This is a genomic window from Gemmobacter nanjingensis, from assembly GCF_014652195.1.
Taxonomy (GTDB): domain Bacteria; phylum Pseudomonadota; class Alphaproteobacteria; order Rhodobacterales; family Rhodobacteraceae; genus Gemmobacter; species Gemmobacter caeni.
Genome location: NZ_BMYI01000001.1, coordinates 89,886 through 102,024 on the forward strand (window position 1 = coordinate 89,886; position 12,139 = coordinate 102,024).

General features: G+C 65.7%; 14 protein-coding genes. 8 read left to right on the forward strand and 6 right to left on the reverse strand.

Features of this window, described 5'->3' with window-relative positions; genetic code table 11:
• Positions 1-59 precede the first annotated feature (59 nt).
• The 4 genes from frr to IE126_RS00485 form a co-directional block, all read right to left on the reverse strand.
• On the reverse strand, positions 60-626 hold the full coding sequence (gene frr / locus IE126_RS00470; protein WP_054304443.1) for a ribosome recycling factor: 567 nt from the start codon (positions 624-626) through the stop codon (positions 60-62).
• Between the two features lie 125 nt (positions 627-751).
• Entirely contained in the window at positions 752-1,486 is a 735-nt protein-coding gene (gene pyrH / locus IE126_RS00475) for a UMP kinase (protein WP_054304444.1), read from the reverse strand.
• A 133-nt stretch (positions 1,487-1,619) separates the two neighbouring features.
• Complete coding sequence (locus tag IE126_RS00480; protein WP_054304445.1) at positions 1,620-1,886, reverse strand: hypothetical protein; 267 nt, start codon at positions 1,884-1,886, stop codon at positions 1,620-1,622.
• Complete coding sequence (locus IE126_RS00485; RefSeq protein ID WP_108129459.1) at positions 1,876-4,671, reverse strand: [protein-PII] uridylyltransferase family protein; 2,796 nt, start codon at positions 4,669-4,671, stop codon at positions 1,876-1,878. Before IE126_RS00485 ends, IE126_RS00480 begins: the two co-directional genes overlap by 11 nt.
• Before the next feature lie 119 nt (positions 4,672-4,790).
• Between IE126_RS00485 and IE126_RS00490 the strand changes: the two genes are divergently transcribed.
• The 7 genes from IE126_RS00490 to IE126_RS00520 all read left to right on the forward strand — a co-directional run bounded on the left by IE126_RS00490 (position 4,791) and on the right by IE126_RS00520 (position 8,698).
• Positions 4,791-5,261 (forward strand): YbaK/EbsC family protein, encoded by a 471-nt coding sequence (locus IE126_RS00490; protein WP_189379888.1) that lies wholly within the window; start codon positions 4,791-4,793, stop codon positions 5,259-5,261.
• A 51-nt stretch (positions 5,262-5,312) separates the two neighbouring features.
• Positions 5,313-5,873 carry a TetR/AcrR family transcriptional regulator gene (locus tag IE126_RS00495; RefSeq protein ID WP_189379889.1) on the forward strand — a complete coding sequence of 187 codons (561 nt, stop codon included), beginning with the start codon at positions 5,313-5,315 and terminating at the stop codon, positions 5,871-5,873.
• Positions 5,870-6,211, forward strand: a complete 342-nt coding sequence (locus IE126_RS00500) for a DMT family transporter (protein WP_189379890.1) — start codon at positions 5,870-5,872, stop codon at positions 6,209-6,211. Before IE126_RS00495 ends, IE126_RS00500 begins: the two co-directional genes overlap by 4 nt.
• Before the next feature lie 137 nt (positions 6,212-6,348).
• Positions 6,349-6,813 carry a DUF2852 domain-containing protein gene (locus IE126_RS00505; protein ID WP_054304497.1) on the forward strand — a complete coding sequence of 155 codons (465 nt, stop codon included), beginning with the start codon at positions 6,349-6,351 and terminating at the stop codon, positions 6,811-6,813.
• 67 nt (positions 6,814-6,880) lie between these two features.
• Complete coding sequence (locus tag IE126_RS00510) at positions 6,881-7,330, forward strand: RDD family protein (RefSeq protein WP_108129455.1); 450 nt, start codon at positions 6,881-6,883, stop codon at positions 7,328-7,330.
• Between the two features lie 136 nt (positions 7,331-7,466).
• On the forward strand, positions 7,467-8,303 hold the full coding sequence (locus IE126_RS00515) for an arginyltransferase (RefSeq protein ID WP_054304451.1): 837 nt from the start codon (positions 7,467-7,469) through the stop codon (positions 8,301-8,303).
• Positions 8,300-8,698, forward strand: coding sequence for a VOC family protein (locus IE126_RS00520; RefSeq protein ID WP_054304452.1), 399 nt, complete (start codon positions 8,300-8,302; stop codon positions 8,696-8,698). Before IE126_RS00515 ends, IE126_RS00520 begins: the two co-directional genes overlap by 4 nt.
• A gap of 106 nt (positions 8,699-8,804) precedes the next feature.
• On the opposite strand, the gene IE126_RS00525 is transcribed toward IE126_RS00520, so the two are convergent.
• Positions 8,805-9,113: a DUF2834 domain-containing protein gene (locus tag IE126_RS00525; RefSeq protein WP_054304453.1), complete on the reverse strand. Its 309-nt coding sequence runs from the start codon at positions 9,111-9,113 to the stop codon at positions 8,805-8,807.
• A 245-nt stretch (positions 9,114-9,358) separates the two neighbouring features.
• Between IE126_RS00525 and IE126_RS00530 the strand changes: the two genes are divergently transcribed.
• Positions 9,359-9,775, forward strand: coding sequence for a GNAT family N-acetyltransferase (locus IE126_RS00530; protein ID WP_054304454.1), 417 nt, complete (start codon positions 9,359-9,361; stop codon positions 9,773-9,775).
• A 127-nt stretch (positions 9,776-9,902) separates the two neighbouring features.
• On the opposite strand, the gene IE126_RS00535 is transcribed toward IE126_RS00530, so the two are convergent.
• Complete coding sequence (locus tag IE126_RS00535) at positions 9,903-11,768, reverse strand: PhoX family protein (RefSeq protein ID WP_189379891.1); 1,866 nt, start codon at positions 11,766-11,768, stop codon at positions 9,903-9,905.
• Positions 11,769-12,139 lie beyond the last annotated feature (371 nt).

Below are 12,139 nucleotides of genomic sequence, written 5' to 3' on the forward strand. Positions count from 1 at the left end.
GTTGCGGATGTGTCGCTGGCGGCCAAGAGCAGCCCTTTCGCTGGCGCGGATGCAGGTCGTCAGACCTGCATGATTTCCTGTTGCTTCGACTCGAGCGCCTTGTCCACCTGCGCGATGGCCTTGTCGGTCAGCTCCTGCACCTCGTCGGCATACATCTTCTGGTCGTCCTCGGACATGCCCGAGCCTTTGGCCTTCTTGATCTGGTCCATGCCGTCGCGGCGCACGTTGCGAATGGCGACCTTGGCGCTTTCGGCATATTGCGCGGCGACGCGGGTCAGTTCGCGGCGGCGTTCTTCGTTCAGTTCCGGGATCGGCAGGCGGATCAGCGGCCCGTCAGTCACCGGGTTGATGCCCAGACCGGATTCGCGGATCGCCTTTTCCACCTTGTTGATCATGCCCTTGTCCCAGACATTGATCACGACCATGCGCGGCTCGGGCACGTTCACGGTGCCAAGCTGGTTGATCGGGGTCATCTGGCCATAGGCCTCCACCTGAATCGGGTCGAGGATCTGGGCCGAGGCGCGGCCGGTGCGCAGCGAGGCGAATTCCATCTTCAGGGCGGTCATGGCGCCGTCCATGCGGCGGCTCAGGTCGTCGAGGTCGATTTCGATTTCGTCGTGCGACATGGGGTCCTCATCTTTCGGCTCGGGCGCCGTTTCGGGCCTCTATAACAGCAGGCGGCGCCGTTGGATATAGGGGGATGCGCGCCGCAGGGGCGCGATGGGCGACGCCTTGCCGCCCGGAAGCCGGATCAGCCCTGCACCGTCGTATAGGTGCCCTGCCCGGCCAGAATGCCGCGGAACCCGCCCGGTTCATCCAGCGAAAACACGATGATCGGCAGGTTGTTGTCGCGGGCCAGCGCAATGGCCGAAGCATCCATCACGCCCAGATGTTTCGCCAGGCATTCGTCATAGCTGACATGCTCATAGCGTTTTGCATCGGCGTGTTTCTTGGGGTCCTTGTCGTAGACCCCGTCGACCTTGGTGCCCTTGAAGATCGCCTGACAGGCCATTTCATTGGCGCGCAGCGTCGCGGCCGTATCAGTGGTGAAATAGGGGTTGCCGGTGCCTGCCGCGAAAATGCAGACCCGTTTCTTTTCCAGATGGCGCACGGCGCGGCGGCGGATATAGGGCTCGCAGACCTGATCCATCGGAATGGCGCTGATGACGCGGGTAAAGACCCCCATCTGCTCCAGCGCCGATTGCATGGCCAACGCGTTCATCACGGTGGCGAGCATCCCCATGTAATCGGCGGTGGTGCGTTCCATCCCCTGCGCAGATCCGGCCAGACCACGGAAGATATTGCCGCCACCGATCACCATGCAGACCTCGACGCCCAGATCGCGGACCGATTTCACCTCGGCTGCGATGCGGGCCACGGTCGGCGGATGCAGGCCGAAGCCCTGATCGCCCATCAACGCCTCCCCCGAGATTTTCAGCATGACGCGGCTGTATTTCACGGGCGGATGGGCGGTGTCGGCGGTCATCGGGTTTGTCCCTGTCGTTGTTTCGGGTGGCGGCGAAATTGTCGTGGCGCAAAATGTCGGAAAACGCGGGCAGGTTCAACCGGGCAGAACCGGGCGAAGCGCCGGGGGTCCGCGACAGATCGCCGGATGGGGCTCAGCCCGCCATGCGGCCGATGCGGCCACCGCGACGGCGCGGCGCTTCGGGCGCGGCCCGCGCGGCTTCAAGGATTGCCGTCATCGGGTGATCCGCCGCCGCGCCATAGCGCGCCAGCAGCACGCTCAGCGCCTCGGGCGTTTCGGTGCCCGCGCGCAGGCTCAGCGCCCAGTCGATGAAGATCGACCGGCATTCGCCGTCGGTGATCCCCTCGATGTTATAGCTTTCGCGTATCAGCCCCTTGGGGTCCGCTTCTTCAAGCTGCATCTGTCGTCTCTCCCAGCCGCGCGTCGATCACCGCCGCCGCCGCGGCAACCGCCGCCTCAAGCCGCGCCGACAGATCCGCGCCGTCTGCCGCCCCCGTCTCGCGCACCAGAAAGGCGCGTCCGCCCTCGCCCACAGTGTCGAGGTCCAGCGTCCGGTCGGTCAGAAGCCGCGTTCCCGCCTGCAACCGCCACAGAAGCCTGTAGGCATCCAGCAACACCTGCTCGTCGGAAACCGACAGGAAACCGCGCTTTACGCCCGCGCGCAGTTGCTGTTCCACCCGCCGCGCCGGATCGGCCACGCGCAGGCAGGCGGTCTGCGCCAGCAACTCGATATCCATCAGGCGGCCCGCCCCGTTCTTCGCCTCCCACGAGCCGGCCGGGGGCTTGGCGGCTTGCAGGCGCTTGCGCATCTCGGCCACATCGGACAGCACGCTGTCGCCGCCCGCCTTGGCCGCCAGCACCTCGCGCCGCACCCCCTCAAGATCAGCGGCAAGGTTCGGATCACCCGCCAGCACCCGCGCGCGGGTCAGGGCCAGATGCTCCCATGTCCAGGCCTCGTCCATCTGGTAGCTGCAGAAGCTGGTGATCGAGGTGGCCACCGGCCCCTGCCGCCCCGAGGGGCGCAGCCGCATGTCGACTTCGTAAAGCCGCCCTTCCGGCATCTGGGCAGTCAGCGCCGTCACCATGGCCTGCGTCAGCCGGGCGAAATAGGGCCGCGTCGCAAGCGGCTTCGGCCCCTCGCTGTTTTCCGCGCCCTGCGCATCATAGATGACGATCAGGTCCAAGTCAGATCCGGCGTTCAGCCGCCCGGCCCCAAGGCTGCCCATGCCCAGCACCACCGCCCCGCGCCCTGGCGCAGGCCCGTGCTTGCGGGCGAATTCGGCGCTGACCACGGGCCAGAGCGCACCCACGATGGCATCCGCCAGATCGGCATAGCTTTTCCCGGCTTCGAAGGCGTCGATCAGCCCGCGCAGGTGATGCACGCCGATGCGGAAGTGCCATTCCTTCATCCAGCGCCGCGCGGTATCAAGCTTCGCCTCGTAATCCGCCACCTCCCCCAGCGTCGCGGTCAGGTTGGCACGCAGGTCAGCGGTGCCGGGCCAGTGGGCCCAGAAGCTGCCGCCGATCACCGCATCCAGCACCCCGGCGTTGCGGCTGAGGTAACGCGCCAGCGCGGGCGTCGTGCCGGCGATGTCCACGATCAGATCGACCAGCACCGGATTGGCGTCAAACAGCGCGAAAAGCTGCACCCCTGCGGGCAGGCCCTTGAGGAACCCGTCAAAGGCCAGCAGCGCCTCGTCGGGGTTCGCCGCCTTTTGCAGCGCGCGCAGCAGCGTGGGACGCAGGCGCTTGAAGATGCGCACAGCGCGTTCCGATCGCAGCGCCGGATAGGCGCGCCAGCCATCGACGATCTCGCGCGCGCTGTCCGAAAGCTCCGGCCCTTCCTCGGCGGCGCCGGGGGCGAAGAAACCCTCGGTCAGCGCCTCGGTCCGTTCCAGCCGCGCCTTCAGCGCTGCCCGGAAGGCAGCCACATCGCCCTCGCCGCAGAAGGCCGCGATGCGCGCGACACCCTCGGCGCTGTTCGGCATGTCATGGGTCTGGGCATCGGCGACCATCTGCAAGCGGTGCTCGATTTCCCGATGCGCGCGGTAAAGCGCGGTCAGCTCGTCCGTCACCTCGCCCGGCACCCAGCCCGCCGCCGCCAGCGCGGCCAGCCCCCCCACCGTGGTCCGGTCGCGCAAGGACGGGTCGCGCCCCCCCGCGATCAATTGCCGGGTCTGGGTGAAGAACTCGATCTCGCGGATGCCGCCGGGGCCGAGCTTCATGTTATGCCCCTCGATCGAGATGGGGCCGTGAAGCCCGCGATGATCGCGGATGCGCAGCCGCATGTCATGTGCATCCTGAATCGCCACGAAATCCAGATGCTTGCGCCAGACGAAGGGCACCAGCGCCTTGAGGAACCGCTCCCCCGCCGCCAGATCGCCGCCCGCTGGCCGCGCCTTGATATAGGCCGCGCGTTCCCAGGTGCGGCCCTGCGCCTCGTAATAGGCTTCCGCCGCCGCCATGGAGATACAGACCGGCGTCACCGCCGCATCGGGCCGCAGCCGCAGGTCGGTGCGAAAGACATAACCCTCGGCCGTGATGTCGGACAGCAGCGCCGCCATCTTGCGGGTCACGCGGATGAATCCCATCCGCGCCTCCTGCCAGTCTTCGCCATAACGGTCCTGATCGAACAGACACACGAGGTCGATGTCGGACGAATAATTCAGCTCGCCCGCACCGCCCTTGCCCATGGCCAGCACCACCATCCCGGCGGCGGTTTCGGCATCCTCGGGACGCTGACCGGGCAGTTTGCCACGACGGATTTCATCGGCCACCAGCCGCCTGAGGCTGAGGTCCACCGCCCGGTCGGCCAGCGCCGACAGCGCGCCGGTCACCGCCTCCAGCGGCCAGACGCCGCCCAGATCGGCCAGCCCGGTCAGTAGCGCCACCCGCCGCTTGGCCTGCCGCAAGGCGCTGCCCAGGCCGTCCAGCGGCACCTCGTCCAGCCCCTCCAGCACTGCCTCGATGGCAGCTTCCGGCGCCCCGGCGAGGGCGGCGCGCAGCCAGTCGGCCTCGCGCCCCATCAGCCCTTTCAGATAGGGCGAGCAGCCCGCCGTTCCGGCCAGCAACCCGCGCAGTTCGGGCGCAAGATCGGCGAAACTCGCGGCGGCATCCGCCCCGGCCTCGGGGTCGAAAGCGATGGGCGAGCGGGTCAGGCGGGCGGCGAAATGCGTCTGTGTCATGCCGCGACCATGGCGCCGGGCCACGCCCGCGTCAACGGGCGGAACCGACCCTGCGCCCCCTTGACCCGCCGCGCCGGGAATGGCCGTATTCCGCCCCGTGCCCTGCGAAGGATGTGCCGATGTCGAAAAGCCTTGCCCGTGTCACCACCGCGCTGGAAGCCGCCGGGGTCGCCGCGCGCCCGGTCGAGGTGCCCGCCGAAACCCGCACCGCCGAACAGGCGGCCGCGGCGGCGGGCTGCGCGCTGGACCAGATCGTGAAATCCATCCTGTTCCGGGGCGAAGGTTCGGGGCGGCTTTACCTGTTCCTGACGGCGGGCGGCAACCGGATCGACGCGGTCAAAGCCTCGTCCCTCGCCGGGGAGCCCCTGGGTCGCGCTGATGCGCAGGAAGTGCGTGCGGTGACGGGCTTTGCCATCGGCGGGGTCAGCCCGGTCGGGCATCTGACACCCAGCCCCGAATTCCTTGACCCCCGCCTGATGGATTTCGCGCAGGTCTGGGCGGCGGCGGGCACCCCGCGTCACATCTTCCCCATCGCGCCGGGCGAACTGCTGCGCATCACCGGCGCAAAACTGGCCGATTTCACGGCTTGACGAAAACATACCCTGCGGTATCTTTCTGGGAAAATCCCCGGACGCCCCGCCATGTCAGACGCCCATCGCCGCCCTAAAACGCCCGAGGCCACCCGGCAGGCCCTGCTGGACGCAGGCGTGCGGCTGGCGCTGGCCGAGGGGCTGGCGGCGCTGGCGCTGCCTGCGGTTTCGGCTGAAGCCGCCGTGACGAAGGGCGCTGTCTTTCACCATTTCGGCAGTCGTCAGGGGCTGGTCGAGGCGGTGGCGGCAGAAATCCTCGCCCGGATCGACGCCGAGTTTCAGGCGGCGCTGGCCAAGGATGCAGGGGGTCACGGCGTTCTGACCCGCGCCTATCTGTACTGTATCTTCCATCCCGCCAGCCCGCACAGCCCCTGGGCCGCGCCCTCGCTGCGCAGCCTTGCCGATACGGCACTGGCCGGGCTTTGGCGCGATTGGATTGCCGCGCAGATGGCGGCTCATGCCGACACGGACAGCGATACCGCGCTGGTGGCGGCGCGGCTGGCGGCCGACGGCTACTGGATGTCGCGCGTCTTCGGATCGGTCCCCGTGCCGCCGGGGCCGGACGCGCTGTTTGCCCATCTTCTTGCCCGCACCCGGAAGGACGCGCCATGACCCTGCCCGCCACCTATGCCATCCTTGGCTTCGCCATCGCGCTGGAGGTCATCGGCACCTCGCTTCTGAATGCGACACAGCAATTCACCCGCCCCCTGCCCACCGTCATCATGGCGCTGTGCTATGGCGTGTCATTCTATTGCCTGTCACTGGCGGTGCGCGTTCTGCCCGTCGGCATCGTCTATGCGATCTGGAGTGGCATGGGCATCGTGCTGATCGCCGCCGTTTCGGTGATTTTCCTGCGCCAGAGCCTCGATTTCTGGGCCCTGACCGGACTCGGACTGATCATCGCCGGGGTCGCGGTCATCAATCTGATGTCGAAAAGCCTGCCGCATTAAGCACTTGGCGACCCGGCTTCCCCTGCGTCAGAGAAAAATGTGAAAATCTTTCACATCAGCCCTTGAAGCGGGGGCATCCCATGCGCATCTCGGATCATGTGAAAGCAATTCACATCCAACGCAACCGGGAGACCGCCATGTCCTACGCCACCTCCACCGCCGTGCCGAGCGGCCCCACCAACATCTTCCGCCGCGCCGAAGGCTGGCTGGACCAGCGCGGCAAACTCGCCTGGATCGCCGCCATGGTGCTGGGCTTCATCTTCGTCTGGCCCGTGGGCCTCGCGCTGCTGGCCTATATGATCTTCGCCGGCAAGTTCAGATCCTCCAGCTATTCCGACCGAAAGGATGACACCATGTTCTGCCGTCACCGCCGCCATCACCATGACCATGCCGCCTTCCGCAGCTCGGGCAATACCGCCTTCGACGCCTACAAGGCCGAAACGCTGAAGCGGCTGGAAACCGAGCAAGAGGCTTTCGAGAGCTTCCTGCAACGCCTGCGCGAAGCCAAGGACAAGCAGGAATTCGACAGCTTCATGGATGAACGCGCCCGCCGTGCCGCCGAACCCAAAGCCGAGGAACCGGCAGCCCCCGGCGCGTATTGATCCCCAGGACGGGGGCTTCGGCCCCCGCCCTTCCCCGAACCGAGGCCCGAACCAAGGACCGCCGCCGATGTATGCCAACAGCGAAGACCACTTCCTGCCCGACCCCGAACGCCACGCCGAATTCTATGAAGGCGTGACAATGAAGCGGGGCCTTGCCTGGGTTGTGGATGTGATCCTGACCGCGATCATCACTGCGATGATCGTGCCCTTCACCGCCTTCACGGCGCTGTTCTTCCTGCCGCTGCTGTATCTTTGTGTCAGCTTTGCCTATCGGGTGCTGACGCTGGCCTCCTCTTCGGCCACGCCCGGCATGCGGCTGATGAACATCACCTTCCTGACCCGCAATGGCGAGAAATTCGATTTCGCCCATGCCTTCCTGCACACGCTGGGTTACACGCTGTCCATCGGTACGCTGCTGGTTCAGGTGCTGTCGGTCTTTCTGATGGCGACCTCCTCCCGCGGTCAGGGGCTCAGCGATCACGTTCTGGGCACGGTGGCGATCAACCGTCCGCGCTGAACCCTGACGAAAGCCGGGCCACAGCCCGGCTTTTCATCCTGTCGCAATCCGGTCTTGGCGAGCGGGCGCGGGCTTGCTAGGCTTCGCGCGACAAAGCCCTTTCCCATCCCGCAACCGGACAGGCCCGCCCGCCAAGATGCGCCACACGGTCCCCATCGCGCCGCAGTTCTATGTGACGGCCCCACAAGCCTGCCCCTATCTGGACGGGCGGATGGAGCGCAAGCTGTTCACAGCCCTTCAGGGCGAACATGCGCAGCGGCTGAATGATGCGCTGTCCAAGCAGGGGTTCCGGCGCAGCCAGAACGTGCTGTACCGGCCCTCCTGTGCCGAATGCTCTGCCTGTCTGTCGGCCCGCATCCGCGTCGCGGATTTCGAACCGAACCGCACGCAGCGCAAGATCCTCCGCCGCAACGCCCATTTGCGCCGCAACGCCACAAGCCCCTGGGCGACCGAAGATCAGTTCGCGCTGTTCCGTCGCTATCTGGATCATCGCCACGCCGATGGCGGCATGGCCGACATGGACATCTTCGAATTTGCCGCGATGATCGAGGAAACCCCGATCCGGTCGCGTGTCATCGAATATACCCGCCCCGCCGGGGATGGCAGCCGCGCCCGGCCGCTGGCAGCTGTCTGTCTGACCGATGTGTTCGATGACGGGCTGAGCATGGTCTACAGCTTCTATGACCCTGATCTGACGGCGCAGAGCCTGGGCACCTATCTGATCCTTGACCACATCGAGATCGCGCGCGAGGCCGGGCTGCCCTATGTCTATCTGGGCTACTGGGTGCCGGGCAGCCGCAAGATGGGCTACAAGGCGAATTTCGCCGCGCTGGAGCTTTACAAGGCTGGCCAGTGGCAGGACATCGGCAGCCCCGAGGATCACACGGCGGAACTGCACCCGCTGTCCGTCGACCCGATCGCCGAACAGGTGGCGCGCATCGCCCTGCCCGAAGCCCGCCCCCATCACGAATGACCGCACCGCTTTCGGATGCGCGCATCGCCGCGCTGGCGCTGATCGTGCCGGATTACGCGGCGGGGCTGGCGTTTTATGTCCAGAGGCTCGGCTTCCGGCTGATCGAGGATGTCGATCAGGGCCGCAAACGCTGGATCACCGTCGCGCCGCCTGGCGGTGGCCCGGTATTGGTGCTGGCCCGCGCCGACACGGAGGAACAGCGCGCCGCCATCGGCAGGCAGGGCGCGGGTCGGGTCTGGCTGTTTCTGGAAACCGGCGATTTCGCCCGCGACCACGCCGCCCTTCTGGCCGCAGGCGCCATCTTCGAGGAAGCCCCGCGCCACGAACCCTATGGCACCGTCGCGGTCTGGCGCGATCCTTTCGGCAACCGCTGGGATCTGCTGCAACGGCATTGAGGCCATCTGAACGGAGCGCACGAGGCCAGCGCTTCGCGGGATGGAATACTCGGGGGGATCGGCCCCCCCATAATGAACTGCAGCGCGGGACTGATGGTCGCCCTCGTCAGTCCCGCTCTCTTAGATACAGGTAGAGCGGGAGCGCCAGCGAAAGACCCACGAAGAAACTTGCGGGCAGAACCAGCCACCACCGCTCGACCTTGTGCTTCGCTGCGTCAGACCAGGACCATACCCAGAATATCAGAATCGAAATGAGCACATCCGCCGAGAAGCCCGCAGCGGGCCCGTTTGCGAACAGCGACTGAATAAAGAGCGGAAGCGCGAGCCCGTGCTGCGCGAAAAAAGAGCCGAAGAACAGCCATGGCACCCCGGTCCCGACAATCGCCATCAGGAGATAAAAGTTCCTGATTGTCATATGTTTATCCCCCTTAGAAAAGTCTTTCGCATCCAGATGATCTTTCGAGAGGCATTAGCAAAGGTCGGCTGCGGGCGCTATAGCAGCCGGAGGTTCGGGGGCGGGCCGGAGACCTCAGGCCGGCAGGATTGAATTGAACCTCTGCCGGGCACCCAAAAGAGGGCCCGCGACCTTTGCAGTCGACAGCCAAACTCACTAGGGTGCTGTTTCTGCAAGTGCCAACCGATCCCGAAAGGAAGCCGAACATGGCCGGAAACACCTACAAGGTTGTCAGGCGGACACCCACTGTCGGCGAATATATGCAGCTTCGCGCAGAGGCGGGCCTGAGCCCGTTTTCCGAAGAGGCCGCCACGAAAGGCCTCGCCGGTACAGTCTTTGCCGTGGTGCTTGAGCATGGCGACCGCGTCGCAGGCATGGGCAGGCTGATCGGGGACGGCGGGTGCTTTTTCCAGATCGTGGATATTGCCGTGACCCCGTCGGATCAGGGACAGGGGCTGGGCAAGACGATCATGGGGGAGTTGATGGAGTTTGTCACAACCCGGCTTCCCGCATCAGCCTATGTCAGCCTCATCGCCGACGTTCCGGCAAATAAGCTTTACGAAAAGTTCGGCTTTGTGGAGACGGCGCCCCGCTCTCTCGGCATGGCGCGCCGGGCGCGGTAACGCTCGGGCCGCCTGCCCTGCACGGCTGACACGGCACGCTTACCCTCAGGTCATCCGGCACAACGCTCTGCCAGTCACAGCAAAAGGGGCCGCTTGCGACGGCCCCTTTCGTACCATGCGTTAACGCTCAGGCCAGCGTCGCGCCATCGGTGCGGCGGATGGCGATAAGGGTCGAGCGCGGCAGGCCGCCCGCCATATCAGGGAAATCGCCACCCGGATGCTGGATGCCCACAAAGACCGTGCGGCGATCCGACGAGAAGGTCATGCCCGTCACCTCCGAGCCTTTGGGGCCGGTCAGGAACCGCTCGATCCGGCCAGAGGCCGGGTCACCGACCAGCATCTGGTTGTTGCCCTGCCCGGCGAAATCGCCCTCGTTGCTGTCTTCGCCATCGGTCTGGATCCACAGCATTCCGGTCTGATCGAACATCATCCCATCGGGCGAATTGAACATGTTGCCCGCGTTGATGTTGGACGATCCGGCATAGGCATCCTTGTGCACCCCGGGGTTGCCCGCCATCACGAAGAGATCCCAGCGGAAGCTGTCGGCCGCGTGATCCTCGTCCGCCGGATACCAGCGCACGATCTGGCCATAATGGTTTTCAGCACGCGGGTTCGGACCGCCCACCGGGGTTTCGTCGCCACCGGCATTGGGCTTCACACCCCGGTTCTTGTTGTTGGTCAGGGCGCAATAGGCCTCGATCGCGCGGGGGTTCACCGCCACCCATTCCGGGCGGTCCATGGTGGTGGCGCCAACCTTCGACCCGGCCTGACGGGTGTGAATGCAGATTTCCGCCGCCGTCATGCCGGTCGCCTCGGGCGTCAGGGCAAGCCACTTGCCGGTGCCGTCCTCAGCGAATTTGGCGACGTAAAGCTGGCCTTCATCCAGCAGCGCATCGGTCGGCGCGCCGGGGGCGTAAACGCCGGTCGAGACGAATTTGTACAGAAACTCGCCACGTTCATCATCGCCCAGATAGACCACCACGCGCCCGTCGCGCGCCAGGGTGCAGGCGGCGTTTTCATGTTTGAAGCGGCCGAGGGCGGTACGCTTCACCGGATTCGAGGTGGCATCGGCCGGGTCGATCTCGACCACATAGCCGAAGCGATTGGGTTCATTCACGTTCTTCGCCAGATCGAAACGCGGATCGAACTGTTCGTAACCATAGACCGATTCCGCCTCGATCCCGTACCGGGCGAAGGCTTCGGGCAGCTTTGCCCCGACATCGGTCGCACCGAAGTACCCGTTGAAGTTTTCCTCGCAGGTCAGATAGGTGCCCCAGGGCGTCTTGCCTGCGCCGCAGTTGTTCAGCGTGCCCAGAACCTCGGTGCCAGCGGGATCAGCCGGGGTGCGCAGCAGCTCGTGCCCCGCCGCCGGGCCGGACAGGCGCATCGGCGTCAGATGGGTGATGCGGCGGTTGAACGGGCTGTCGGGCACAATGGCCCAGCCATCCGGCCCTTCCGCGACTTCCATCACCGTCACGCCCTGCAGGTTTTGCAGCAGGCGCACATCGGCCTCGGACTTGACCTTTTCCTCCTGCTCCGCCGGCAGGTTGATCTCGGGGTTCACATATTCATGGTTCACCGCGATGACCTGATGGCCGCCGATATTGAACAGCTCCATCCCGTCGGTGTTTTCGCCAAACACCCGGTCGGCCCCCTGCGAGGGCACGCCCTTCGCCGCGTCATAGGCCGGTGCATCGGAAAACAGCGCATCGCCCCAGCGCGCCACCGGCTTCCATTCATAGCCTTCCGGCACATGTACGGTGCCATCGGTGGCGACCGGGATCGGCGTGAAGGCGAAACGGGCGGTCGCGGCCTCTGCCGCCGTGCCGCGCAGCAGGCTGCCCATGACGCTGGCACCCGAGCCGAAGGCCACGAGCCCGGTCAGGAAGCCGCGACGCGACAGGCCACTCGCCACGATACGGTCGAAATCGGTGGTTTCGGCACGCGGGCTGCGGGCCTCGTCGAAGTCGTCGAAGGAAAAGCGGTCGGTCATCACTGGCTCCTGAAAGGCTGGAACGGCGCCCCTCCGTCACCTTCGGGGGCCCTTCCGGCTGACTGCCAGTCGGAGGTGACACGGGGGTTACAGCCTTGCGAAGGTTGCATGACGCGGCGACTCGCCCCTTCCCCGACCCATGTATTTTGCAGTTATTTCCATTAATTGCCGGTAAACGCAATAAAAGTTCAACTTTCTGCGTCACTGCGACATTTTTCATGGATTTTTGCCATTGACGCCCCCCGCCGCCGCTCATAAGGTCCGCTGCACTGAATCAAGCCACTGGGGACACGACATGATGTCGCTTCTCGTCATCGTAGGGATTGGGCGCATGGGCCGGTAACGGCAGACCATCTCGGTTCCCCATGCGC